Source organism: Micromonospora peucetia, assembly GCF_900091625.1.
Lineage (GTDB): Bacteria > Actinomycetota > Actinomycetes > Mycobacteriales > Micromonosporaceae > Micromonospora > Micromonospora peucetia.
In genome coordinates this window covers 2,992,265-3,015,758 of sequence record NZ_FMIC01000002.1, presented here as the reverse complement: position 1 = coordinate 3,015,758, position 23,494 = coordinate 2,992,265, and the positions used below count along the sequence as shown (strand labels likewise).

At 73.1% G+C, this 23,494-nt stretch carries 22 protein-coding genes; 10 read left to right on the top strand and 12 right to left on the bottom strand.

Annotated elements, in window-relative coordinates; translation table 11 throughout:
* The first annotated feature begins 108 nt into the window (after positions 1 to 108).
* Positions 109 to 576, top strand: coding sequence for a MarR family winged helix-turn-helix transcriptional regulator (locus GA0070608_RS14195; RefSeq protein WP_091628043.1), 468 nt, complete (start codon positions 109 to 111; stop codon positions 574 to 576).
* A gap of 101 nt (positions 577 to 677) precedes the next feature.
* Here the strand turns inward: GA0070608_RS14195 and ychF are convergent, their stop codons facing one another.
* From ychF to GA0070608_RS14180, 3 genes are all read right to left on the bottom strand, one after another.
* On the bottom strand, positions 678 to 1,763 hold the full coding sequence (gene ychF, locus GA0070608_RS14190; RefSeq protein ID WP_091628041.1) for a redox-regulated ATPase YchF: 1,086 nt from the start codon (positions 1,761 to 1,763) through the stop codon (positions 678 to 680).
* A gap of 72 nt (positions 1,764 to 1,835) precedes the next feature.
* The gene (locus tag GA0070608_RS14185) at positions 1,836 to 2,570 is read right to left on the bottom strand and encodes a Type 1 glutamine amidotransferase-like domain-containing protein (RefSeq protein ID WP_091628039.1); all 735 of its coding nucleotides are present in this window, start codon (positions 2,568 to 2,570) and stop codon (positions 1,836 to 1,838) included.
* Between the two features lie 83 nt (positions 2,571 to 2,653).
* Positions 2,654 to 3,157, bottom strand: coding sequence for a MarR family winged helix-turn-helix transcriptional regulator (locus tag GA0070608_RS14180; protein WP_245715786.1), 504 nt, complete (start codon positions 3,155 to 3,157; stop codon positions 2,654 to 2,656).
* Between the two features lie 93 nt (positions 3,158 to 3,250).
* Here GA0070608_RS14180 and GA0070608_RS14175 point away from each other — a divergent pair, with 93 nt between their 5' ends.
* Positions 3,251 to 4,243 carry an EamA family transporter gene (locus tag GA0070608_RS14175; protein WP_091628037.1) on the top strand — a complete coding sequence of 331 codons (993 nt, stop codon included), beginning with the start codon at positions 3,251 to 3,253 and terminating at the stop codon, positions 4,241 to 4,243.
* Here the strand turns inward: GA0070608_RS14175 and GA0070608_RS33420 are convergent.
* The gene (locus GA0070608_RS33420; RefSeq protein ID WP_091628035.1) at positions 4,152 to 4,634 is read right to left on the bottom strand and encodes a hypothetical protein; all 483 of its coding nucleotides are present in this window, start codon (positions 4,632 to 4,634) and stop codon (positions 4,152 to 4,154) included. The two genes, GA0070608_RS14175 and GA0070608_RS33420, sit on opposite strands and share 92 nt — an antisense overlap.
* A 141-nt stretch (positions 4,635 to 4,775) precedes the next feature.
* Between GA0070608_RS33420 and GA0070608_RS14165 the strand changes: the two genes are divergently transcribed.
* The 4 genes from GA0070608_RS14165 (at position 4,776) to valS (ending at position 11,285) form a co-directional block, all read left to right on the top strand.
* Complete coding sequence (locus GA0070608_RS14165; RefSeq protein WP_091628033.1) at positions 4,776 to 6,302, top strand: DNA-3-methyladenine glycosylase 2 family protein; 1,527 nt, start codon at positions 4,776 to 4,778, stop codon at positions 6,300 to 6,302.
* Positions 6,299 to 6,799 (top strand): methylated-DNA--[protein]-cysteine S-methyltransferase, encoded by a 501-nt coding sequence (locus tag GA0070608_RS14160; RefSeq protein ID WP_091628031.1) that lies wholly within the window; start codon positions 6,299 to 6,301, stop codon positions 6,797 to 6,799. Before GA0070608_RS14165 ends, GA0070608_RS14160 begins: the two co-directional genes overlap by 4 nt.
* Before the next feature lie 212 nt (positions 6,800 to 7,011).
* Positions 7,012 to 8,595 carry a trypsin-like serine protease gene (locus tag GA0070608_RS14155; protein WP_091628029.1) on the top strand — a complete coding sequence of 528 codons (1,584 nt, stop codon included), beginning with the start codon at positions 7,012 to 7,014 and terminating at the stop codon, positions 8,593 to 8,595.
* A gap of 74 nt (positions 8,596 to 8,669) precedes the next feature.
* Positions 8,670 to 11,285, top strand: a complete 2,616-nt coding sequence (valS, locus tag GA0070608_RS14150) for a valine--tRNA ligase (protein ID WP_091628026.1) — start codon at positions 8,670 to 8,672, stop codon at positions 11,283 to 11,285.
* Positions 11,286 to 11,321: 36 nt separating this feature from the next.
* Here the strand turns inward: valS and GA0070608_RS14145 are convergent, their stop codons facing one another.
* The 5 genes from GA0070608_RS14145 to GA0070608_RS14125 form a co-directional block, all read right to left on the bottom strand.
* Positions 11,322 to 11,972: a hypothetical protein gene (locus tag GA0070608_RS14145; RefSeq protein ID WP_245715785.1), complete on the bottom strand. Its 651-nt coding sequence runs from the start codon at positions 11,970 to 11,972 to the stop codon at positions 11,322 to 11,324.
* A 91-nt stretch (positions 11,973 to 12,063) separates the two neighbouring features.
* On the bottom strand, positions 12,064 to 12,774 hold the full coding sequence (locus GA0070608_RS14140; protein ID WP_091628024.1) for an ABC transporter permease subunit: 711 nt from the start codon (positions 12,772 to 12,774) through the stop codon (positions 12,064 to 12,066).
* A 4-nt stretch (positions 12,775 to 12,778) separates the two neighbouring features.
* Positions 12,779 to 13,735 (bottom strand): ABC transporter ATP-binding protein, encoded by a 957-nt coding sequence (locus tag GA0070608_RS14135; RefSeq protein WP_091628021.1) that lies wholly within the window; start codon positions 13,733 to 13,735, stop codon positions 12,779 to 12,781.
* On the bottom strand, positions 13,732 to 14,616 hold the full coding sequence (locus GA0070608_RS14130; protein WP_091628018.1) for an ABC transporter permease: 885 nt from the start codon (positions 14,614 to 14,616) through the stop codon (positions 13,732 to 13,734). Before GA0070608_RS14130 ends, GA0070608_RS14135 begins: the two co-directional genes overlap by 4 nt.
* Positions 14,609 to 15,523, bottom strand: a complete 915-nt coding sequence (locus GA0070608_RS14125; RefSeq protein WP_091628016.1) for an ABC transporter ATP-binding protein — start codon at positions 15,521 to 15,523, stop codon at positions 14,609 to 14,611. Before GA0070608_RS14125 ends, GA0070608_RS14130 begins: the two co-directional genes overlap by 8 nt.
* Before the next feature lie 206 nt (positions 15,524 to 15,729).
* On the opposite strand from GA0070608_RS14125, the gene cysC reads away from it, so the two are divergent.
* Positions 15,730 to 17,259 (top strand): adenylyl-sulfate kinase, encoded by a 1,530-nt coding sequence (gene cysC / locus GA0070608_RS14120; protein ID WP_091628014.1) that lies wholly within the window; start codon positions 15,730 to 15,732, stop codon positions 17,257 to 17,259.
* Positions 17,260 to 17,435: 176 nt separating this feature from the next.
* Entirely contained in the window at positions 17,436 to 18,512 is a 1,077-nt protein-coding gene (gene galT, locus GA0070608_RS14115) for a galactose-1-phosphate uridylyltransferase (protein WP_091628012.1), read from the top strand.
* A 390-nt stretch (positions 18,513 to 18,902) separates the two neighbouring features.
* Here galT and GA0070608_RS14110 read toward each other — a convergent pair whose 3' ends face one another.
* Positions 18,903 to 20,120 (bottom strand): NADP-dependent isocitrate dehydrogenase, encoded by a 1,218-nt coding sequence (locus GA0070608_RS14110; RefSeq protein WP_091628010.1) that lies wholly within the window; start codon positions 20,118 to 20,120, stop codon positions 18,903 to 18,905.
* A 140-nt stretch (positions 20,121 to 20,260) separates the two neighbouring features.
* Here GA0070608_RS14110 and GA0070608_RS14105 point away from each other — a divergent pair, with 140 nt between their 5' ends.
* A complete protein-coding gene (locus GA0070608_RS14105) occupies positions 20,261 to 21,067 on the top strand; it encodes an MBL fold metallo-hydrolase (protein ID WP_091628008.1) in 807 nt (268 codons plus the stop codon).
* Between the two features lie 60 nt (positions 21,068 to 21,127).
* Here the strand turns inward: GA0070608_RS14105 and mdh are convergent, their stop codons facing one another.
* Together mdh and GA0070608_RS14095 are read right to left on the bottom strand one after the other, a co-directional pair.
* Positions 21,128 to 22,078: a malate dehydrogenase gene (gene mdh, locus GA0070608_RS14100; RefSeq protein ID WP_091628006.1), complete on the bottom strand. Its 951-nt coding sequence runs from the start codon at positions 22,076 to 22,078 to the stop codon at positions 21,128 to 21,130.
* 141 nt (positions 22,079 to 22,219) lie between these two features.
* Positions 22,220 to 23,080 carry a bifunctional methylenetetrahydrofolate dehydrogenase/methenyltetrahydrofolate cyclohydrolase gene (locus GA0070608_RS14095; RefSeq protein WP_091628003.1) on the bottom strand — a complete coding sequence of 287 codons (861 nt, stop codon included), beginning with the start codon at positions 23,078 to 23,080 and terminating at the stop codon, positions 22,220 to 22,222.
* Between the two features lie 75 nt (positions 23,081 to 23,155).
* Between GA0070608_RS14095 and GA0070608_RS33025 the strand changes: the two genes are divergently transcribed.
* On the top strand, positions 23,156 to 23,347 hold the full coding sequence (locus tag GA0070608_RS33025) for a hypothetical protein (protein ID WP_091628000.1): 192 nt from the start codon (positions 23,156 to 23,158) through the stop codon (positions 23,345 to 23,347).
* The last annotated feature ends 147 nt before the right edge of the window (positions 23,348 to 23,494 follow it).

Below are 23,494 nucleotides of genomic sequence, written 5' to 3'. Positions count from 1 at the left end.
TCGCTCGCACCCGTCGTCACCTACCGCGGCCCTGCGGCCTGTTGACCTCAACCAAGCTTGAGGTCTTACGGTCATGCCACTAGCGATCGCTCGAACAGGGATGGCCCGGTGACGATCGATCAGATGACCAACGCTGAACTGGCAGCCCAGCCGGCGGCCTACTGGACCCGCCTGGCCTACGAGGCCCTCATCGCCTTCACCCGCGCCCAGCAGGCCGAACTCGGCTTCACCCAGCCCCAGTTCTGGCTGCTGCGCAACCTGTCGAAGAACGACATCTCCCCTGACGGCCACGGCATGACCATTCCCGAGCTCCAGGAGGCAATAGCCACCTATATCAAGCCCGAGGACGACCTGCACGCCGAGGCGCAGGTTCTGCTGGAACGTGGCTGGATCAGCCGTGACAGCGAGAGCCGGCTGTGGATCACCGAAGCCGGCGAGCAGGTCCGCGTCGACCTGAAGACCCACGCCCCGGCCATCCGGGCCCGCATCCATCAGGGCATCGATGACACCGACTACGTTACTGCGCTGAGGGTACTCCGACGGATGATCGAGAACACCGGGGGAAACCCGGTGTAGAGCCCTCGCCATCCCGAGGCTCCCAGGGGATCAAGTTCCGCCGGCCATCTCGCTGGCGGAGCCCAGGGCGCAACCTACTGACCTGCGGGAATGGGCTGTGTTCAGACGTTGAAGCGGAACTCCACGACGTCGCCGTCCTGCATGACGTACTCCTTGCCCTCGATCCGGACCTTGCCGGCGGCCTTGGCCGACGCCATCGATCCGGCCGCGACCAGGTCGGCGAAGGAGACCACCTCGGCCTTGATGAAGCCGCGCTGGAAGTCGGAGTGGATGACCCCGGCGGCCTCCGGCGCGGTCGCGCCGACCGGGATGGTCCAGGCCCGCGCCTCCTTGGGGCCGGCGGTGAGGTACGTCTGGAGCCCGAGCGTGCGGAACCCGATCCGGACGAGCTGGTCCAGGCCCGGCTCGTTCTGCCCGATCGACTCCAGCAGCTCGCGGGCCTCCTCCTCGGGCAGGTCCACCAGCTCCGACTCGATCTTGGCGTCCATGAAGACGGCCTCGGCCGGGGCGACCAGGGCGCGCAGCTCGTCGAGGAACCCGGCGTTGCCCAGCTCGGCCTCGTCGACGTTGAAGACGTACAGGAAGGGCTTGGTGGTGAGCAGGTGCAGCTCACGCAGGTGCTCCAGCTCTACGCCCGCGTCCTTGGCGCCCGCGTAGAGGGTGACGCCGGTGTCGAGCAGCTCGACGGCCTTCTTGGCGGCGGCCACGGCGGCGGCCCGGTCCTTGCGGAGCTTGGCCTCCTTCTCCAGCCGGGGCAGCGCCTTCTCCAGGGTCTGGAGGTCGGCGAGGATCAGCTCGGTGTTGATCGTCTCGATGTCGTCGGCCGGGGAGACCTTGCCGTCGACGTGCACCACGTTCGGGTCGGAGAAGGCCCGGACGACCTGGCAGATCGCCGAGGCGTCCCGGATGTTCGCCAGGAACGCGTTGCCCCGGCCCTGCCCCTTGGAGGCGCCGCGCACCAGGCCGGCGATGTCGACGAACGACACCGGGGCGGGCAGCACCTTCTGCGAGCTGAAGATCTCGGCGAGCGTGTGCAGCCGCTCGTCCGGCAGCCCGACCACGCCGACGTTGGGCTCGATCGTGGCGAACGGGTAGTTCGCCGCGAGCACGTCGTTCTTGGTCAGCGCGTTGAACAGGGTGCTCTTGCCGACGTTGGGCAGGCCGACGATGCCGATGGTGAGACTCACGACGAGCCAGCTTACGCCGGTGCCGTGCCGCCGCTGGAACGCGGTGCGCTGTCGCCGGGTGGACCGCCCGGTTCAGCGGAGCAGGCGCGGGCCGATCGGGGTTTCCCGGACACTGCCGTCCGGGGCGCGGCTGACCTCGTACGCCGAGACGCCCTCGCGGTCCGCGACCGCCTCGACCAGCCGGTCGCCCCGGTAGAGCAGCCCGGTGCCGTCCTCGGTGCAGTGGGCGGTCGGCAGCGTGCCGTCGCCGACCAGCCGGTGCATCAGCGGCCGGCGCTGTTCCTCGCTGTCGTAGTGCACGCCGTTGCCGTAGGGCAGCCAGCCCAGCCCGTCGGTGAAGCCGCGAAGGTCGGTGCCGAAGCTGTCGGTGGCCCCGCCGGTGTGCCAGCAGATCGAGCCGGCGGAAACGCCGCCGAGCACCACGCCGGCCTCCCAGCACTCGCGCAGGATCTCGCCGAGGCCGTGCACCCGCCACACCGCGCAGAGGTTGGCGACGCTGCCGCCGCCCACCCAGACGACGTCCTGGGCGAGCAGGTGGGCACGGATGTCGTCGACGTTCGGCATCGGGAACAGCGCCAGGTGCGTCATCCGGAACCGGCTGCCGGCGAACGCCTCGTAGACCCGGGCGAGCGTGGTCGGCTGGTCCCCCTCGGCCTGGTTGAGGAAGCAGATCCTCGGCTCCGGCCCGGCCTCGGCCAGCTCGGCGGCGAGGTCGAAGACGGGGTTGACCCGCCGGGCCTCGTTCTCCCGGCGCGGCGCGTAGATGCCCATGCTGGTGGCGAGGATGGTCGGTTCACTGGCGGGCATGGTCGTCCTTCCGTCGGGGTCGGCGGTGCCCATCCTGCCCGAGGCCTGCCTGACCGCCGTCGCCGGCCGGTCCGCGCGGTCGCTCAGCGCCCGCCGTCGGTCACCGCGCCCAGCAGCGTACGCAGCAGGTCGGCGAGGCGCCCCTGGTCCTCGGCGGGCAGCGCGTCGAGCAGCCGGCGCTGGACGGCCAGCCCCGCGTCGGCGGCCTCCTCGACCAGCTCGCGGCCGGCCGGGGTGAGTGCGACCTGGAGGCCGCGCCGGTCCGCCGGGTCGGGTGAGCGGCGGACCAGCCCGGCGCGTTCCAGCCGGTCGAGCCGGCCGGTCATCCCACCGGAGGTGAGCATCAGCGAGGCGGTGAGCGCCTTCGGCGCCAACGTGTGGGGGGCGCCGGCGCGGAGCAGGGCGGCGAGTACGTCGAACTCGCCCCGGCTGATTGACCAGCGGGCGTAGGTGCGTTCCTGCTCGTCGCCGACGAGCCGGGCCAGCCGGTAGATCCGGCCGAAGACCGCCATCGGCTCGGGACGCATCCCGGGGCGTTCCCGCTGCCACTGCTCGACGATGCCGTCGACGTCGTCCCGCTCGGTCACCCCCGGATTGTGCCGCACCTCGCACTCGCCCTTCCGCTCACCACGAAGTAGCTTAGTCGCAAGATACTTAGCGACAAGGATTAAGGTGGGGTCGTGGACCGACGCTGGCTCGACATCCTGTTCACCGCCGCCGCGCCGATCACGTGGGGCACGACGTACCTGGTCACCAGCGAGCTGCTGCCGCCCGACAGACCGCTCTGGTCCGGTGCGATCCGGGCCCTCCCCGCCGGCCTGCTGCTGCTCGCGTTGACCCGGCACCGCCCGCACGGCGTCTGGTGGTGGCGCGCTGCCGTGCTCGGCGCGTTGAACATCGGGGCGTTCTTCCCGCTGCTCTTCTTCGCCGCGTACCACCTGCCCGGCGGCACCGCCGCGGTGCTCGGCGCCACCCAGCCGCTGCTGGTGGCGGGCCTGACGGTGCTCGCGCTCCACGAGCGGCCCCACCCCCGGGCGCTCGCCGCCGCGTTCGCCGCGCTGGCCGGGGTCACCCTGGTCGTGCTGCGCCCCCAGGCGGGCCTCGACCCGACCGGCGTCGCCGCCGGGTTGACCGCCACCGCCGCGATGGGCACGGGACTGGTCCTGACCCGCCGCTGGGGCCGCCCACCGGGCGTCGGCACGCTCACCGCCACCGGCTGGCAGCTCACCGCCGGCGGGCTGATGGTGTTGCCGGTGGCCCTGCTGGTCGAGGGGACTCCGCCCGTGCCCGACCCGCCGGCGCTGGCCGGGTACGCGTGGCTGACGCTGGTCGGGACGGCGCTGGCGTACGCGCTGTGGTTCCGGGGCGCGGCCCGGCTGCCGGTCACCCAGGTCTCGCTGCTCGGCGCGCTCAGCCCGCTGACGGCCGCCGCGCTCGGCTGGGCCGCGCTCGGGCAGGCGATGACCGGCTGGCAGCTGGCCGGCTTCGCCGTGGCGGTCGGCGCCACCGTGGCCGGACAGCTCCCGCAGCGCGGGGCCCGGCCCGGCTCGGCGGGTCAGTCGCCCGGCCCGGCCTGGCAGGTCAGTCGCGGGGCCCGGCCTGGCGGGGGACGACCGCCTCGATCCGCAGGGCGCCGGGCGCCAACTCCCCGGCGGCGGCCAGCGGCAGGGTGAAGCGGGCCTCGGCGGCGGGACCGGCCGAATATGACTCGCGGAGCATCCAGCGCACCTCGTCGGCCGTCCAGCCCAGCCCGGCCCGGCCGGCGATCTCGCGGACCAGGCGCAGCGCCACCCGGGTGTCGTCGTCGTAGAAGCGCATGCACCAGTGGTGCACCCACATGCCCAGCGCGCGGAGGCCCTCGCCGTCGAGCGACCGCACGAGTCGACCGCAGGCGGTGTCGCCGAACGCCCGCCCCGGATCGCCGGCCCGGTCCCGCTCGATCGCGCCGACGGCAGCCGGGGCGACCGCCCGCATCCGGTCGTAGAAGCCCTGCACCACCACGCCGTCCAGCGGAGGGTGCCCGTCCCGTTTCGACGCCGCTTCCCGCCCCGCCACGCTCGCCATGACCGCACCCCTTCTTGAGTTGGTGGCCGGACGGTACCGACCACAACCGACACTTTCGGCGCCGGCGTCCCGTCCACTCCTCGCACGGCCAGGTCCGATTCCCGCGAGCCAGAGGCCCCGAGCAGGAGCATCATCGGTGACGTGGAGTTGGATTTCGAGCGGTGCTACCGGGCGGTCGACAGCCGCGACCAGCGATTCGACGGCTGGTTCTACACGGGCGTCACGTCGACCGGGATCTACTGCCGGCCGTCCTGTCCGGCGACGACGCCGAAGCGGCAGAACGTCCGGTTCTTCCCTTCGGCCGCCGCCGCCCAGACAGCCGGGCTGCGCGCCTGCCGGCGCTGCCGGCCGGACGCCGCCCCGGGTTCCCCGCAGTGGGACGTGCGGGCCGACGTGGTCGGCCGGGCGATGCGGCTGATCGCCGACGGGGTGGTCGACCGGGACGGCATCCCGGGGCTGGCCGCCCGGCTCGGCTACACCGAGCGGCACCTGCACCGGATGCTGCGGGCCGAGATGGGCGCCGGTCCGCTGGCCCTGGCCCGGGCGCAGCGCGCGCAGACCGCCCGCACCCTGATCGAGACCACCGGGCTGAGCATGGCGGAGATCGCGTTCGCCGCCGGGTTCGGCAGTGTCCGGCAGTTCAACGACACGGTCCGGGAGGTGTACGGCACCGCCCCGTCCGAGCTGCGCACCGCCCGCCGCCGGTGCCCCGCGCCGGGTGGCGCCGGCACCATCACGTTGCGGCTCGCGTACCGCCCGCCGCTGCACGCGGAGGCGCTGCTGGACTTTCTCGCGCTGCGCGCGCTGCCCGGCGTCGAGGAGGTACGCGACGGGACGTACCGGCGGGGGCTGCGGCTGCCGCACGGCCCAGGTGAGGCGGCCCTGACCCCGGCGGACGGGCATGTCACGGCGACGCTGCGGCTGACCGACATGCGCGACCTCGCCCCGGCGGTGGCCCGCTGCCGCCGGCTGCTCGACCTCGACGCCGATCCGACCGCCGTCGACGGCACCCTCGCCGCCGATCCGGCGCTGGCCCGGGCGGTCGCCGCCGAACCGGGAATCCGGCTTCCCCGCTCGGTCGACGGCTTCGAGATGGCTGTCCGCGCGATCGTCGGCCAGCAGGTCTCCGTCCGCTCCGCCCGCACCACCCTCACCCGCCTCCTCACCCACCTCTCCCGGCCGACGCGCTCCGGCCCCGGAAGCGTTGATCAAGAGGTTTACGCCCTCGGAAGCGCTCCCCCAGGACGCGAACTTCTTGATCAACCGGCCGAGGGGGCGGAGGAGGGCTGGTTGTCCGGGTTCCCCGGCGCCGAGGAGGTGCTCGGGGTGCCGGACGAGGTGTTCGGGATGCCGGTGGGGCGGCGGGAGACGATCCGGACGCTGGCGCGGGCCGTCGCCGACGGGTCGCTCGACCTGGCCCCGGGCGGGGACCGCGAGGAGACCGTCCGGCGGCTGCTGGCGCTGCCCGGGATCGGGCCGTGGACCGCGGGCTACGTGGCGATGCGTGCCCTCGGCGACCCGGACGTCATGCTCCCCACCGACCTCGCCGTACGTCGGGGCGCCGCCACCCTCGGCCTGCCCGACGATCCGTTGACCCTCGACGCGTACGCCGACCGCTGGCGCCCCTGGCGCTCGTACGCGGTGATCCGACTCTGGAGAGCAGGATGAGCATGAACGACAGCACCGTCATCGACACCCCCGCCGGGCCGCTCAGCATCATGGTCGGCCCGGCCGGCGCGGTCCGGGCGGCGGGCTTCACCGGCGACCCGGAGAGCCTGCTCCCCCTGGTGCACCCGACCATGAGGGCGCCGTTGCGGCACCGGGCCGACCTCGGCCCGGTCAGCACCGCCGTGGCCGCCTACCTGGCCGGCGAGCTGACCGCGATCGACGCCGTACCGGTGGAGCAGCACACCCGGGGCGCGTTCATGGCGCACGCCTGGCAGGTGCTGCGCGAGGTGAAACCGGGCGATCCGGTGACGTACACCGCCTACGCCGGGCTGGCCGGCCGCCCCGCCGCCGTACGCGCCGCCGCCGCGGCCTGCGCCCGCAACGCCGCCGCCCTCTTCGTCCCCTGCCACCGGGTGCTGCGCACCGACGGGACGCTCGGCGGCTACCGCTGGGGGCTGGACGTGAAGGAGTGGCTCCTCGGTCATGAACGACGGTGACGGCAGGCTCTCCACGGTGGAGACGGCCGATCGGGTGCTGGTGCTCGACGGCGGCCGGATCGTCGAGTAGCGCCCCGCCCGGACGGACGGGAACCCGCCGGAACCGCTTCTCCCCTAGACTCCGTGCGTCCATCGGCGCAGCCCGTGGGCCGCTTCGGCGGCGGGTGCGGTGACCGTTCGATGAGGACCGGCGACACGGGGGAGGTTGCGGGGTGCGGATCCGACGGCGGGTCGTGGTGGCCGGGGTGGCCGCCGCATGTGTGGTGGCCGGGGTGGTCGTCGCGGTGGTGCCGTCGCTGGGCGGCAGCGACCGCACGCCGGCCGCCGCGACGGGGACCGGAGTGTCGACGGACGACGGCGACCCCACCCCGACAGAGGTGCCGCCGCCCAGCTCCGGTGCCGGCCCCGGCAGTCGCGCCGGTGGCAGCCCCGGGACGACAGCACCCCGGCCGGTGACCGTTCCGGCCCGTCCGGCCGCCACGGTCGCCAAGGACAGCCCCGCCTCCGTCTCCTACCTGCGCGAGCGGTACGGGGTCGGCCCGGACGAGGCGGCCCGGCGGCTCGCGTTGCAGGAACTCTCGGCCCCGCTCGCCGAACGGCTCGCCGAGGAGTTCCCCCGCGAGTACGGCGGCATGTGGCTGGACCAGGCCGCCGGCGGCGTCCTCACCCTCGCCGCCACCGACGTCGCACCCGTGGCGGCGGCGGTCAGCGGCGTGCCGGACGCCGCGCACGTCCGGGTGGTGCCGGTGCGGCACTCGCTGCGCGAACTCACCGACGCGGCGGCCCGGACCGCCACCGCCCTCGACGCAGCCGCCGGCACCGATGTGGTGGTGGACCAGCAGACCAACGAGGTGCTCATACTCACCGGCGACCGGATCGCCACGGACGACGCCCGGCTGGCCGGAGCGCTCGCCGCGGCCGGGGTGCCGGCCCGCGCGCAGGCCCGGATCGCCGACCCGGCCGTGCAGAAGGCCTGCGACCCGCGCTACTGCGCGAAGGCGCCGATGCGCGGCGGCATCCGGCTGGACGTGCCGCGCGACGACGGCACCGTGGGCGGCTGCACCTCCGGCTTCACCGTCGTCGTCTCGGGGCGCAGCCCGTACGTGCTGACCGCGGGGCACTGCGTCGTCGGGGGGCGGCACCAGTTGGTGGACCGGACGTGGCACCAGTTCCTCGGCCCGAAGGTGCCGGTGACCGTGGAGGCGCCGAACCCGGGCCTGGCCGAGAACGCCTACCCGTACGACTACGCGATCATGCCGTACCAGCGGGGGGCGTCGGCCCGCTGGTCGTCCCCGAGCGGTGGCGCCACCGCCCCCGGCCTGGTCAACTACTGGTGCGTGCCGGACAACCCCCGGTGCGGGGCCACCGGCAGCCGGGACGTGCCGATCACCGGACACGTGCCGTGGAGCGCCATCCAGACCGGCTGGGTGGTCTGCGCGACCGGCGCGGCGTACACGCCGAAGGCCGGCGAGAAGTACGTCGACTCCGGCGCCGGCGCCGGCTACCTGCCCGGCACCCGCTGCGGGGAGATCATCGGCAAGACCAGCGGCGGCATCGACGTCCGGATCTGCGCCCGGCCGGGCGACAGCGGCGGGCCGCTGTTCACCGAGACCGACGGCAAGGCGCTCGGCATCCTCTCGCACGGCGACCCGGGGCAGGGCGCCTGCACGAACCCGAACGAGCGGAACTCCTACGCCCCGGTCTCCACCATCCTGGACCGGGCGAACGCCCGCACCGGCAATCTGCTGCGGATCCGGCTGGCCGCCAGGAGTCTGAGCGCTCCGGTCCCCCGCTGAGCGGAGCCGGCGGTCGATCTCCCGCACTCGGTTAACCCGTGGTCCGGCCGTCGGCCGCTGCCTACGATCGACGGATGACCGATACGGAGAGGACGGCCCGCGCCGGCATCCCCGAGCGTCCGACCCTGGACGGGCTCGAGGAGACCTGGGCGCGTCGTTGGCAGGAGGAGGGCACGTACGCGTTCGGCCGGGCGAAGCCGACCGTTCCGGGTCGCAGCGCGGCGTCAGACGCGCCGAGCCGGAATGGCCGCAGGTCCGACGTGTACGCGATCGACACCCCGCCGCCGACCGTATCCGGCGAACTGCACATGGGACACGTCTTCTCGTACACGCACACCGACGTGGTGGCCCGGTTCCAGCGGATGCGCGGTCGGACCGTCTTCTACCCGATGGGCTGGGACGACAACGGCCTGCCCACCGAGCGCCGGGTGCAGAACGTGTACGGCGTGCGCTGCGATCCGACGCTGCCGTACGACCCGGACCGGCGGGCCCCGGAGACTCCTGTGAGCGAGGCGGCCCGCAGGGACCCGACCCCGGTCTCCCGGCGCAACTTCATCGAGCTCTGCGAGCGGCTGACCGCCGACGACGAGCAGGTCTTCGAGGCGCTCTGGCGGCGGCTCGGGCTCTCCGTGGACTGGTCGCTGACGTACACCACCATCGGCCGGGTGGCCCGGGCGACGTCGCAGCGGGCGTTCCTGCGGAATCTGGCCCGGGGCGAGGCGTACCAGGCGCAGGCCCCGACGCTCTGGGACGTCGGCTTCGCCACCGCCGTCGCCCAGGCGGAGCTGGAGGACCGGGAGCGGCCCGGGGCGTACCACCGGCTGCGGTTCGCCGGGCCGGGCGGGCGCGAGGTGCTCGTCGACACCACCCGCCCGGAGCTGCTGCCGGCCTGCGTGGCGCTGGTCTGCCACCCCGACGACGAGCGGTACGCCGACCTGGTCGGCGACACCGTGCGTACACCGGTCTTCGGGGTGCCGGTGCCAGTGCGGGCGCACCCGCTGGCGGACCCGGCCAAGGGCACCGGCACCGCGATGGTCTGCACGTTCGGCGACCTGACCGACGTGACCTGGTGGCGGGATCTCCAACTGAGCACCCGCGTGGTGATCGGCCGCGACGGCCGGATGCTGTCCGAGCCGCCGGCCGGCGTGCCGGGGCAGCCGTACGCGGCACTGGCCGGGCAGACCGTCAACGGTGCCCGGCGGACGCTGGTGGAGTTGCTGGCCGACTCCGGCGACCTGGTCGGCGAGCCGCGGCCGATCAGCCACCCGGTGAAGTTCTACGAGCGCGGCGACCGGCCGCTGGAGATCGTCTCGACCCGGCAGTGGTATCTGCGCAACGGCGGACGCGACGCGGGCCTGCGCGACGAACTGCTGGCCCGGGGCGGGGAGCTGCACTGGGTGCCGGAGCACATGCGGCACCGCTACGCGCACTGGGTGGGCGGCCTGACCGGTGACTGGCTGGTCAGCCGGCAGCGCTTCTTCGGGGTGCCGGTGCCGGTCTGGTACCGGCTCGACGACGCTGGCGAGCCGGACTGGTCCCACCCTCTCACGCCGGCGGAGTCCGCGCTGCCGATCGATCCCTCCAGCGACGCCCCGCCGGGTTTCGAGGAGTCGCAGCGGGGCCGGCCGGGTGGCTTCGTCGGCGACCCGGACGTGCTCGACACCTGGGCCACCTCGTCGCTGACCCCACAGATCGCCAGCGGGTGGGAGACCGACCCGGAGCTGTTCGCCCAGGTCTTCCCGATGGACCTGCGCCCGCAGGGGCAGGAGATCATCCGCACCTGGCTGTTCTCCACGGTGGTCCGCTCACACCTGGAGCACGGCGTCCTGCCCTGGCGGGACACGGTGCTCTCCGGCTGGATCCTCGACCCCGACCGGAAGAAGATGTCCAAGTCCAAGGGGAACGTGGTCACCCCGATGGCCCTGCTGGAGCAGCACGGCTCCGACGCGGTCCGGTACTGGGCGGCGAACGGCAGGCCGGGCATGGATCTCGCCTTCGACCCGGCCCAGATCAAGGTCGGCCGACGGTTGGCCACCAAGCTGCTGAACGCGTCGAGGTTCGCCCTCGGGCTGGGCGCCGCCGACGCGTTGCGCGCCCCGGCGACCGAGCCGCTGGACCGCGCCATGCTCGCCGAACTCTCCGGCGTGGTCGCCGCCGCGACGTCCGCGCTGGAGGCGTACGACCACACGGCCGCGTTGCAGGTCGCCGAGGGCTTCTTCTGGCGGTTCTGCGACGACTACATCGAGCTGGTGAAGGAACGCGCCTACGGTTCCGGGCCGGGGGCGGACTCCGCCCGGGCGGCGCTGGCCAACGCGCTCTCGGCGCAGCTGCGGCTGTTCGCCCCGGTGCTGCCGTACGCGACCGAGGAGGTGTGGTCGTGGTGGCGGTACGGCTCGGTGCACCGCGCGCCCTGGCCGACCACGTACGAGGTGGACCGGGCGATCCAGGGGGCCGGCGAGCCGGCGCTGCTGCGGCTGGCCGCCGACGCGCTCGGCCAGGTGCGCCGGGCCAAGTCGGAGCGGAAACTGTCGATGAAGGCGGAGGTGCCGCTGGCTGAGGCGCTCGGCCCGGCGGCCCTGCTGGAGCAGCTCACGGTGATCGGCGACGACCTCCGGGCCGCCGGCCGCATCGCCAAACTGGACCTGCTCCCCGACCGGACCCCGGAACTCGTGATCGCCTGCGCCTTCTGAGGCGCCCGACCCGCCGCCCCGGCTGCCGGCGGCGGGTCACCAGCCGCGCAGCAGGCGCAGGCCGAGGAGGAAGGCGACGACGGCGGGACCGGCCAGCAAAGTGATGGCCTGGAGGCGGTACGGCATCCGGTGCCGGGTCAGCTCCACCGCGTTGCCCAGCACGATCACCCCGGCCAGCATCAGGAAGGCGCCCCACATCGGGGCGCCTCCCACGTCGACCAGGCCGACGCGGGTCAGTTGGAGGGTCCCGCCGAGCAGCAGGGCGCCGTCCAGCGCCAGCAGGGCGATGGCCCGGTGCAGCCCCCGGGCCAGCGGGTGGACCAGCCGCCAGCGGTAGGTGCCGGCGACCGCCAGGCACGGCAGGATGACCATCAGGGGCCAGCCCCGCCCGAACGCGCCGAACATCAGCAGCGCCCCGACCGCGAACACCAGCGCGCCGAGGCAGGCGACCACGTAACCGGCGAAGGCGCGCCCGCCGCCCCTGGCCAGCAGCGGCCCGCCGGTGGCGGCGATCAGCGCGCCCGGGATCAGCACGAAACTCGCCCACCAGTGGAAGTGCCCGGTGGACTGGGCGGCCGTCGTGGTGGCCGCCGCAGCCAGCCCGGCGACCGCCAGGCTGATCATCCAGTGCCGGCCGGCACCCGGATAGGGCTCCCGCGACATCACCAGCCCCGTCTCCGTGCTCACGCAGTCAGCCTCGCCCAGCCGCCCGGCCCGGTCCATCCGGGCAGCCCTACCATCGGGGGTCGGGCTGCCCGGACGGCCGTGGCCTGCGAGGTCAGCTCGTCTCGCCGGCCACGCTGTACGAACGGAGCCGGTCGATGGCCAGCGCGGTGAACCCTACGCTGATCACCGCGGCCATCACCGCGGCCACCGGCACCGAGACGCTGGTCTCCAGCAGCCCGGTGGGGGCGAGCCGGTCGGCGAGGGTGATCACGTACTGCTGGACGGAGAGCACCTGGGTGCCGCTGACCACGTTGCCGAGCAGCCCCTCCCAGATCAGCACATAGACCAGGCCGAGCAGCACCGGCCGCCGGGTGACCAGGCTGAGCGCCACGAACAGCGCCGAGTACGCCAGCGCGCCGACCGCCGACGCGGCGGCGAGCGCCAGGCCGAGGCGTACGGAATCAGCCAGCACGCCCGCGACGTAGAGCGGCACGGCGACGGTGACGGCGGTGACGCCGGCGGCCACGGCCAACTTGGGCAGCACGATCTGCCAGCGCGGCAGCGGCTTGGTCAGGACGTGCACGATCGTGCCGTCGTCGATCTCGGCCCCCAGCACGCCGGTGCCGACGATCAGGGCGACCACCGGGAGCACCACGGCCAGGCCGAGGCCGACCAGCACCGGCGGGCCCCACTCGCCCGGATCCACCCCGAGCGCGCGGGAGAGGACGGCGAGCAGCACCAACACCACGGGCAGCGGCAACAGCAGCAGGAACCGGCGACGCCCGAACAGCCCCCGCACGGTGATCCAGGAAACGGTAGACATGTGTTCAGGCCTCCACCAGGTAGGAGAAGACGCTCTCCAGGGACTCGTCCTCGGGCACCAGTTGCCGCACCCGGATGCCCTCCGCCAGGGCGATCTTCGGCAGGACGCGGGTGAACGCGCCGTAGTCGCCGGCCCGCACGGTCAACCCGGTGCGGCCCAGCTCGACCCCGGTCACCGACGCCTCGGCCATCAGCGCCACGGCGAGCGCCCGGTCGTCGGTGGAGTGCACGGCGAAGACGTGCGGCCGGTTGGTCATCAGCCGGCGGATGGTGCGGAAGTCGCCGGAGGCGGCCAGCCGGCCGGCGACCATCACCTGGACGGTGCCGGAGACCTGCTCGACCTCCTCCAGGATGTGCGAGCTGAACAGGATGGTGCGGCCGGCGTCGCCGAGGCGGTGCAGCAGCTCCATCATGTGCAGCCGCTGGCGCGGGTCCATCCCGTTGAACGGCTCGTCGAGCAGCAGCACCTGCGGCTCGTGCACCAGCGCCGCCGCCACCCGGGCACGCTGCCGCATGCCTTTGGAGTAGGTGCCGATCCGGCGGTCCTGCGCGCCCTCCATCTCCACCAGGGCGATGGCCTTTCGGGCCGCCTCCGCCGGGTCCGGCAGCCGGTGCAGCTTCGCGCTGGCCAGCACGAACTCGTGCGCGGTGAGGAAGGTGTGCACCGCCTCCCGCTCGCTGACCAGGCCGAGCCGGCGGTAGACGTCGGGATTGCGCCAGGTGGGCCGGCCGTCCAGGCTCACCGCACCGCGCGACGGGGCCAGGAAGCCCGCCATCATGTGCAGCAGGGTGGTCTTGCCCGCGCCGTTCGGGCCGAGCAGGCCGGTGACCCCGGGGCCGAGGCTCATGCTGACGTCGTTGACCGCCACCACGTTGCCGTACCAGCGGGAGACGCCGGCGAGGTCGAGGGTGCTGGTGGCGGTCGGTGTCGCCGCCGTCTGGTTGGCGCTGATCGTGGTCATCGGGCGGCCACCTTCCGGTATCGCAGCAGCAGCAGGGCGACGCAGCCGGCCACGAGCAGCACGGCGGCGACCGCGTAGACGGGACCGAAGTCGCCGATCGGCACTCCGCCGCCCTGGCCCTCGGGCACCAGCAGGTCACCGAGCGCCCAGGTGCCCACGCCGCCCACCAGTGTCGACGGCGAGGCGAGGAAGGCCAGTTCGTTGACCGCCGTGGACGGCATGATCGACAGGGTGCCGACGATCGGCGTGGTCATCAGGAACACGGCCACGATCCCACCGGCGGCGAACGCCCGCTTGCCGGTGCAGGAGGCGACCAGCAGCCCGACCGAGGCGAAGACCACCGCCCAGAGCCCGGCGTAGAGCAGGCCCGGCAGCAGGTCGAGCAGCTCGTTCCAGACCCCGCGCATGCCGTTGCCGGTGGTGAAGGCGGCGCCCAGGAACATCACCAGTTGCGGCCCGCCGAGCAACAGCCAGAGCGCGGTCGCCAGCGCCAGCAGCTTGGCCAGCGGGTAGTCCGACCGGGGCAGCGGCCGGGAGAAGTAGAGCGGCAGCACCCCGCTGAGCAGGTCGCGGGAGACCAACTCGGGCGCGACCACCGCGACGAAGAAGATGACCAGCCAGCTCATGTTGTCGGCGAACTGGGCGTAGGTCATCACCACCTCGCCGACCTGGCTGCGCACCGCGGTGACGGCGGCGGCCACCACGGTGACGATGCCGACCACCAGCCAGGGGAAGATCTTGGCCTTCGCGCTGCGGCCCAGCCCGAACGCCGTCCGCAGGCCGTGCAGGTAGAGCGCGCCGAAGACGTGCCGGCGGCCCAGCCGGGGGCCGGTGTAGCGCTGGTAGCCGATGTCGTGGATGACGCCGGTCGGCTCAGGCATGGCTGGGCTCCCTCGTGGCGAAGAGTTCGGCCACCCGGTGCCGGCGCTGGTCCAGCCGGTGCAGGGGCAGGTCCAGCTCGGCGACCGCGCCGAGGATCAGGTCGTAGGTGGCGTCGTCGGCGAGCTCGACGAGCAGCAGCCGGCCGTCCCGACGGACCGGCAGGTCGAGCGCGGCCAGCCGCGCGGCCAACTCCTCCGTGCCCTCGCTGACCTCGACGGCGAGCACGTCGATGGCCGAGGTCATGGCGGAGATGTGGTCGGCGCGCAGCAGCCGCCCGCCGTCGATGGCGACGAGGGTGTCGCAGATCCGCTCCACCTCGCCCAGCAGGTGCGAACAGACCAGCACGGAGATGCCGAACTCGGTGCCGATCCGGTGCACCAGCGCCAGCATGGCGTCCCGGCCGGCCGGGTCGAGGCCGTTGGTCGGCTCGTCGAGCAGCAGCAGGTCGGGGTCGTGCACCAGGGCCTGGGCGAGCTTGACCCGCTGCTTCATGCCGGTGGAGTAGCCGCCGACCGGGCGGTAGCGCTCCTCGTAGAGTCCCACGTGCCGCAGCGCCTCGGAGGCCCGCTCCCGGGCGACCGTACGCGGCAGGCCGCTGACCCGGCCGAGGTGGGTGACCAGCTCGGCGGCGGACAGGTCCGGTGGCAGGGCGTCGTGCTCGGGCATGTAGCCGACCCGGGCGCGGACCTGGGCCGAGGCGGTGGTCGGGTCGAGGCCGAGCACCCGGACCCGGCCGCTGGTCGGGGCGAGGAGGCCGAGCAGGATCTTGATCAGGGTCGACTTGCCGGCGCCGTTCGCGCCGACCAACCCGATGATCCCCGGCTCGACCGCGACGGTCAGGTCGGCCAGCGCGGTGACCCCACCCCCGTACGTCTTGGTCAGCGACTCGGTCGCGATCAGTGTCACGTCCTACAGCGTAGGGAGCTGACACCCGCCGTGGGCAGCGGCTCGCCCCGGGCGCTCCCCTGATCCTGGCAGCCCGCGTCCCCTAGGGTCCGGCCCTGACGGGCGGCCTCGCCGGCCCGGCACGTTTCGCCCGGTGGAGTGGCGCTCTCGACCGATCGCCGACCGGCTGAGAAACTGTGTGCCGGCCAGTGGGGTTTGGGGGATGGATGAGCAACGGCTGGGTGCTGCCCGACGAGGTGCTCCGGGACGCGCCGGCGTACACGCCGCGCCCTGGCGAGCTGGCCGACCTGGAGCTGCTGCTGACCGGGGCGTACACCCCGCTGGCCGGCTTCATGACCCGCGCCGATCTGGTCTCGGTGAGCCGCCGGAGCCGGCTCGCCGACGGTTCGCCGTGGCCGGTGCCGGTGACCCTCCAGGTGCCCACCGCGCTCGCCCAGGGCCTCGACCCGCGCGACGAGGCCCGCCGCACCCTGGTGCTCACCGACGGGGAGGGCGCGCCGGTCGCGGCGCTGGAGGTCGCCGACGCGTGGCAGGTCCGCGACGGGGTGGCCGGCGTCGGGGGCACGGTCCGCCGGCTCGGCGACGGCGGCCACGGTCCGTTCCAGCGGCTGCGCCGCACCCCCGAGGAGGTACGCCCGCTGCTGCCGTCCGGTCGGGTGCTCGGAGTGGTCGCCGACCGGCCGCTGCACCGGCCGCAGCTCGCCCAGATCGCCCACGCGGTCCGCACGCTCGGCGCCCACCTGCTGGTCATGATCCCGGTCGGCGAGGACGGCCTCGGCGGGTTGCCCCCGGAGGCGCTGGTGCGCAGCGTCTTCGCCGCCCGGGACCGGATGCCGCCGGTCACGCTCGTCGCCGTGCCGCTGTCCCGTCGGCGCGACGAGATCAGCGACGCGCTGCTGCGGGCCCGGGTGTCGGCGGCGTACGGCGTCACGCACCTGCTCTCCACCGGCGAGATGCTCTCCGGCGCCGGCCTGCGGGTGCTGGTGCCGCGCGAGCTGGCCTACGACAACCGCGACGGGCAGTGGCGCTGGCGGGAGGACATTCCGCCGCGTAACCGGCGCCTGGCGCTGACCCAGCCGGAGATCGACGACCTGCTGGACCGGGGCTTCCCGCTGCCCGAGTGGCACACCCCGCCGGCGGTGGCGAAGGAGCTGGCCCGGGCCCGGCCGCCGCGACGGCACCGGGGCCTGGTGATCTTCCTGACCGGGCTCTCCGGCTCCGGCAAGTCGACGATCGCCCGGGGCCTGGCGGACGTGCTGCGCGAGCAGGGCGACCGGACGATCACGCTGCTCGACGGGGACGTGGTGCGCCGCGAACTCTCCGCCGGCCTGGGCTTCAGCAAGGCCGACCGGGACCTCAACGTGCGGCGGATCGGCTGGGTGGCGGCCGAGATCGCCCGGCACCACGGTGTCGGCATCTGCTGCCCGATCGCCCCGTACGCCCAGGCCCGCGCGACGGCCCGGGAGATGGCGCTGACCGCCGGCGCGGGCTTCCTGCTGGTGCACGTGGCGACCCCGCTGGAGGTCTGCGAGCAGCGCGACCGCAAGGGCCTCTACGCGCGGGCCCGGGCCGGCCTGCTCACCGGGATGACCGGCATCGACGACCCCTACGAGGAGCCGACCGACGCCGACCTGGTCGTCGACACCAGCGACCTGACGATCGACGAGGCGGTCGAGTCCGTCCTGCACCATCTGACCGAGACGGGATGGGTCGAGCCCCGCCTCGGGTCCATCTGATCGCGGCGTCGCCATCTCCTCGATCGTTGAGCTTTCCGCCGCCCACGTACTGGTCACCGACGACCGGCTGCCCGCCGAGCGCGGCGGGCGCTCGACGACCGGGTGGGTGAGCTGGTGATCGTGCCCGCGACGGGCTCGGCACGGATGGCCACGACGACAGGTGAGGGGATGGCGAGGTGAAGCGCACCGCGATGGCGCTGGCCGACGGCCGGGAGCTGATCTACTTCGACGAGCGGGACGACGCCGTCCGGGACCAGCCGGACCGGCGCGAGCTGCCCCCGCCGCCGCCCGCGTCACAGCTGCGCCTCGACCCGCTGACCGACGAGTGGGTGGCCGTCGCCGTGCACCGGCAGACCCGCACCTTCCTTCCACCGGCCGACCAGTGCCCGCTCTGCCCCAGCACCGAAGGTCGGCAGAGCGAGATTCCGGCGCCCGACTACGACGTCGCCGTCTTCGAGAACCGGTTCCCCGCGCTGAGCGGCCGGGTGGCCGACGAGCCAGCCGAGATCACCCCGTTCACCCCGGTCCTGCCCGGCCGGGGCCGTTGCGAGGTGGTCTGCTTCACCGACGACCACCACGCCTCCTTCTCCTCCCTCCCGCCGCGTCGGGTGCGCACCGTCCTCGACGCGCTCGCCGACCGCACGGCGGTGCTCGGCGAGCTACCCGGGGTGGAGCAGGTGTTCTGCTTCGAGAACCGGGGCGTGGAGATCGGCGTGACCCTGCACCACCCGCACGGTCAGATCTACGCGTACCCCTTCGTGACCCCGCGGACCCGGGCGCTGCTGGCCGCCTCCCGCCGGCACGCGGAACGCACCGGTGGGCGCAACCTCTACGCCGACGTGCTCACCGCCGAGCGGGCCACCGGCGACCGGGTGGTCGCCGGCAACGAACACTGGACGGCGTACGTCCCGGCGGCGGCCCGCTGGCCGTTCGAGGTGCACGTGGCCCCGCACCGGCCGGTGCCGGACATCCCCGCGCTCGACGACGCCGAGCGGGACGCCTTCGGGCCGCTCTACCTGGACCTGCTACGCCGTTTCGACGGGCTGTTCGACCTGCCGATGCCCTACATCGCCGCCTGGCACCAGGCGCCGGTACGCGTCGACCGCGAACTGGGCCACCTGTACCTGCAACTGTTCAGCATCCGGCGCGCGAAGGACAAGCTGAAGTACCTGGCGGGCTCGGAGTCCGGGATGGGCGTCTTCATCAACGACATCGCCCCCGAGCGTGCCGCCGAACTCCTCCGCACCGCGTGAAAGGTAGCCGGTGGCGGATGAAGTGTGGAGACAGGGCGCGGGGGGCCCGGGACAGGGCCCCCCGCAGGGAAGGAACGGCTGGCTGTGCGCGACAGCCGGGAAGGCTGGCTGATCGGCACGCTTACCGCGAGGCGATCGCGGTCAACCTTCCTGGACGCGACTGGCATCTCGTCCACCCAGGTCAACGAGGCGCGCCGAGGTAGGTGACGCAATCGGCGTGTCATCCCACGACACGCCGGTCACCAGCCCTCGACTCCCCGCTCCGGCCGTTGCCGACGGACCGGCCGACGGAAGGCGGGAACGGCGGAGCCCGCCGGCGGGATGCCGGCGGGCTCCGGTGTGACACGGCGGCAGCACCACTGGAGTGCCGCCCGAGGGGCGCGTGGAGGATCAGGCGGAGAGCCTGCGCGCCAGGTTCTCGTCCAGCGCGTTCATGAACTCGTCGGTGGTCAGCCACGGGGCGTCCCGCGAGATGAGCAGCGAGAGGTCCTTGGTCATCTGGCCGCCCTCGACGGTGTCGACGATGACCTGCTCCAGAATGTTGGCGAACTCGGTGACCGCCGGGGTGTCGTCCAGCTTGCCCCGGTGGGCCAGGCCCCGGGTCCAGGCGTAGATCGACGCGATCGGGTTGGTCGAGGTCTTCTCGCCCTTCTGCCACTGCCGGTAGTGCCGGGTGACCGTGCCGTGCGCGGCCTCGGCCTCGACGGTACGGCCGTCCGGGGAGAGCAGCACCGAGGTCATCAGGCCCAGCGAGCCGAAGCCCTGCGCGACGGTGTCGGACTGCACGTCACCGTCGTAGTTCTTGCAGGCCCAGACGTAGCCGCCCTCCCACTTGAGCGCGGCGGCGACCATGTCGTCGATCAGCCGGTGCTCGTAGGTGATGCCGACGGCATCGAACTCGGCCTTGAACTCGTTCTCGAACACCTCGGCGAAGATGTCCTTGAACCGGCCGTCGTACGCCTTGAGGATGGTGTTCTTGGTGGACAGGTAGACCGGGTAGTTGCGGTCCAGGCCGTAACGGAACGAGGCGCGGGCGAAGTCCCGGATCGACTCGTCGTAGTTGTACATGCCCATGGCGATGCCGCCGCCGGGGAAGTTGGCGACCTCCATCTCCATCGGGGCGCCGCCGTCGGCCGGGGTGTAGGTGACGGTGACCTTGCCCGGGCCCGGGACGACGAAGTCGGTGGCCTTGTACTGGTCACCGTGGGCGTGCCGGCCGATGATGATCGGCTTGGTCCAGCCGGGGACCAGCCGCGGCACGTTGGACATGATGATCGGCTCGCGGAAGACGACGCCGCCGAGGATGTTGCGGATCGTGCCGTTCGGCGACCGCCACATCTTCTTCAGGCCGAACTCCTCCACCCGGGCCTCGTCCGGGGTGATGGTCGCGCACTTGACGCCGACGCCGTGCTCCTTGATGGCGTTGGCGGCGTCGACGGTGACCTGGTCGTCGGTCTCGTCGCGGTGCTGGATCGAAAGGTCGTAGTAGTGCAGGTCGACGTCGAGGTAGGGCAGGATCAGCTGCTCCCGGATCTGCTTCCAGATGATCCGGGTCATCTCGTCGCCGTCGAGCTCAACGACCGGGTTGTTTACCTTGATCTTCGCCATCGGCCGGCGCTCCTCTCGGGGGACACGTGCTCAAGCAGTACGAGCGTACTGGAAACTGGTCGGCAGCCCCCAGCCGGCCTCGGTTGGGGCCGGAACGAACGGAGGTGCGCGGCACAGGAGAGCACTGGCATGATCGCCGGATGCCGCTGAGCCGCATCCTCGGGTCTATCACGGTCACCGCGCTCACCGACGGCGAGGGGCCGTTCTTCCAACCCCGCGCGGAGGCGTTCCCGGACGCCACGCCGGAGCACTGGCGCGCCGCCGACCTGCGGGATCCGGCCACGGTGACCGCCGACGGGCGGTGGTGGCTGCCGTTCCGCAGCTTCGCCATCCGCGCCGGGGACGGGCCGGTGACCCTGGTCGACGCCGGGATCGGCCCGGCCGACTCCCCCGCCGCCGGCTGGGCGCCGGTGCCCGGCCGGCTGCCGGCCGAACTCGCCGCCGCCGGCATCGACCCGGCCGACGTACGCACGGTGGTGCTCACCCACCTGCACACCGACCACATCGGTTGGGCGGTCACCGGCTCACCGGGCACGCCGTACTTCCCCAATGCCGACTACCTGCTCCAGCGGGCCGAACTGGCCGCCGTGGGGCACCTCAACCCGGGACTGTCGGCCGGCCTCATCGCGCCGTTGCGCGCCGCCGGCCAGCTCCGGGTGGTCGACGGCCCGGAAAGGCTCGATCCGACCGTACGGCTGCTGCCGACGCCGGGACACACACCCGGACACCAGTCGGTGCTGTTGGAGGTCGGCGACGAACGGCTACTGGTCACCGGCGACCTGCTGGTGCACGCCGTGCAACTGGTCGACCCCGAGTTGGCATACGCCCACGAGGAGGACGCCGCCGCGGCGCGTGCCTCGCGGGTGGCGCTGCTGCGCGACCTGGCCGCGCGCGGCCCCGCAGTGCTCGCCACCCCGCACCTGGGCGAGGCGTTCGTGCCGCTGTAGGCCGGGGCGACGTCGAAGGGGGCACGCCAGCGGACCGGTGTGCCCCCTTCGAGGAACGGATCACATGGAGGCGACGTCGCCCTGCTTGGCGCGGACGGCCTCGGCGGCCTCCTTCAGGCTGGCCAGCTCGTCGGCGTCCAGGTCGGTCTCGACGACCCGCTTGATGCCCTCGGCACCGATCGCGGCCTCGACACCCAGGTAGACGCCGGAGATGCCGTACTCGCCGTCGACCCACGCGCAGACCGGCATGACCTCGCCGGAGTCCTCCGCGACGGCCTTGGCCATCCGGGCGGCGGCGGCGGACGGCGCGTAGTAGGCCGAACCGGTCTTCAGCAGCGCGACCACCTCGGCGCCGCCGTTGCGGGTCTTGACGACCAGCTCCTCGATCTGCTCGGCCGGCATCGCCTCACGCAGCGGCTTGCCGTCGACCGTGCTCTGCGACGGCACCGGCACCATCGTGTCGCCGTGCGAGCCGAGGGTCAGGGTCTTCACCGACTTCACCGGTACGCTCAGCGCCTCGGCCACGAAGTTGGTGAACCGGGCGGTGTCCAGCATGCCGGCCTGGCCGAGCACCCGGTTCTTCGGGAACTGCGTGGCGAGCTGGGCCAGCGCGGTCATCTCGTCCAGCGGGTTGGACACGACGATGACGACGGCGTTCGGGGCGTACTTGGCGACGTTCTCGGAGACCTGACGGACGATCTTGGCGTTCGTCGCCAGCAGGTCCATCCGGCTCATGCCCGGCTTGCGCGGCAGACCGGCGGTGATCACCACGACGTCCGAGCCCTCGATCGCCTCGTAGCCCTCGCCGTTCGGGCCGGTGGTCGCGCCGACCACCTTGGTCTCGAAGCCCTCGATGGCACGCGACTGGTTGAGGTCCAGAGCGAGACCCGCGGGCTTGCCCTCCACGATGTCGGTGATCACAACGGTGTCGAAGACGTCGTACTCGGCCAGGCGCTGCGCGGTGGTGGAGCCGTAGAAGCCGGCCCCGACGACAGTGACCTTCTTACCCATGGTCGTCCCACTCCCTGCTACCAGTCGGTTTTCCGGACCGTATCAGTCATCCTGGCACCGAACAGGCCAGGGGCGGCGGCCATCGCCGGGATGGGGCGAACGTCACCGCCGTCCGGCTGCCGGACGGGGCCCGGCGGGCGCTCAGTCGCGCTCGGCCCGCTCCACGACGTTGGTCAGCAGCATCGCCCGGGTCATCGGGCCGACACCGCCCGGCATGGGCACCAGCTTGCCGGCCACCTCTGCCGCCTCCGGGGCGACGTCGCCGGTGTAGCGACCCTTGCCGTCCGGGCCGATCACGCGGGTGATGCCGACGTCGACCACCGCCGCGCCCGGGGCGACCATGTCGGCCGTGAGCAGGCCCGGCACGCCGGCCGCCACGATGATGATGTCGGCGGCCCGGGTGTGTGCGGCCAGGTCGAGGGTGCCCGTGTGGCAGAGGGTCACGGTGGCGTTCTCGCTGCGCCGGGTGAGCAGCAGGCCGAGCGGGCGGCCGACGGTGTTGCCGCGACCGACCACGGCGACCTTGGCCCCGCGCAGCGCCACGTCGTGCCGGCGGAGCAGCTCGACGATGCCGCGCGGGGTGCAGGGCAGCGGGCCGTCGTAGCCGAGGACGAGCCGGCCGAGGTTGACCGGGTGCAGGCCGTCGGCGTCCTTGTCGGGGTCGATCAGCTCCAGCACCCGCTGGGTGTCGAGGTGGCCCGGCAGTGGCAGCTGGACGATGTAGCCGTGGCACGCCGGGTCGGCGTTCAGCTCGGCGAGCACGGCGTCGACCTGCTCCTGGGTCGCGTCGGCCGGCAGCTCCCGGCGGATCGAGGCGACGCCCACCTCCGCGCAGTCGCGGTGCTTGCCGTTGACGTACGCCTGGGAGCCGGGGTCCGCGCCGACCAGGACGGTGCCCAGCCCGGGGGTGATGCCGCGTTCGGCCAGTGCCTTGACCCGTGTCCGCAGCTCGTCCTTGATCTCGGCCGCGGTCGCCTTGCCGTCCAGAAGCGTCGCCGTCACGCCCAGATCGTCTCACGGTGCACGGCCGGTGATCCGACGACCTGCGGCAGCCGCCAAGCGATCACGAAGAGTTACGTGCTGTTCATCACTGTGAGTTACCTACAGGCGGCCAAAACCCTGCCGGATCTGGACGCCGGAGCGGATCCGGGGACGGTGACGCCGGCCCGCCACGAAACGACGCAGAGGGGCACGGCGATCGCGGGTGCCGTCCATGACACCCGGAAGTTTCCGCATTACAGCGGCAGTATCGCCGGTCAGAGCCTATAGCAGAACGGGGCCGGCGGGGCAAGACCACCCCGGCGACTCCGTTATCGGTTCGCAACCCGCCCGTTGTCGATCGCCCACCGGCGACCTACCGTTGCCCATCGTTGCGCAAAGTAAACCCAGCGCCGGGCCTGACTGCGCAGCGTGAGG

What these genes read in the sequence shown, in the direction of transcription:
- GA0070608_RS14135 (WP_091628021.1), bottom strand. Translation starts at nt 13,735, where the DNA reads ATGACCACGATCAGCGCCAACCAGACGGCGGCGACACCGACCGCCACC.
- GA0070608_RS33420 (WP_091628035.1), bottom strand. Translation starts at nt 4,634, where the DNA reads ATGGCGAGCGTGGCGGGGCGGGAAGCGGCGTCGAAACGGGACGGGCAC.
- GA0070608_RS14160 (WP_091628031.1), top strand. Translation starts at nt 6,299, where the DNA reads ATGAGCATGAACGACAGCACCGTCATCGACACCCCCGCCGGGCCGCTC.
- GA0070608_RS14130 (WP_091628018.1), bottom strand. Translation starts at nt 14,616, where the DNA reads ATGCCTGAGCCGACCGGCGTCATCCACGACATCGGCTACCAGCGCTAC.
- mdh (WP_091628006.1), bottom strand. Translation starts at nt 22,078, where the DNA reads ATGGGTAAGAAGGTCACTGTCGTCGGGGCCGGCTTCTACGGCTCCACC.
- GA0070608_RS14185 (WP_091628039.1), bottom strand. Translation starts at nt 2,570, where the DNA reads ATGCCCGCCAGTGAACCGACCATCCTCGCCACCAGCATGGGCATCTAC.
- GA0070608_RS14110 (WP_091628010.1), bottom strand. Translation starts at nt 20,120, where the DNA reads ATGGCGAAGATCAAGGTAAACAACCCGGTCGTTGAGCTCGACGGCGAC.
- cysC (WP_091628014.1), top strand. Translation starts at nt 15,730, where the DNA reads ATGAGCAACGGCTGGGTGCTGCCCGACGAGGTGCTCCGGGACGCGCCG.
- GA0070608_RS14140 (WP_091628024.1), bottom strand. Translation starts at nt 12,774, where the DNA reads ATGTCTACCGTTTCCTGGATCACCGTGCGGGGGCTGTTCGGGCGTCGC.
- valS (WP_091628026.1), top strand. Translation starts at nt 8,670, where the DNA reads ATGACCGATACGGAGAGGACGGCCCGCGCCGGCATCCCCGAGCGTCCG.
- GA0070608_RS14105 (WP_091628008.1), top strand. Translation starts at nt 20,261, where the DNA reads ATGCCGCTGAGCCGCATCCTCGGGTCTATCACGGTCACCGCGCTCACC.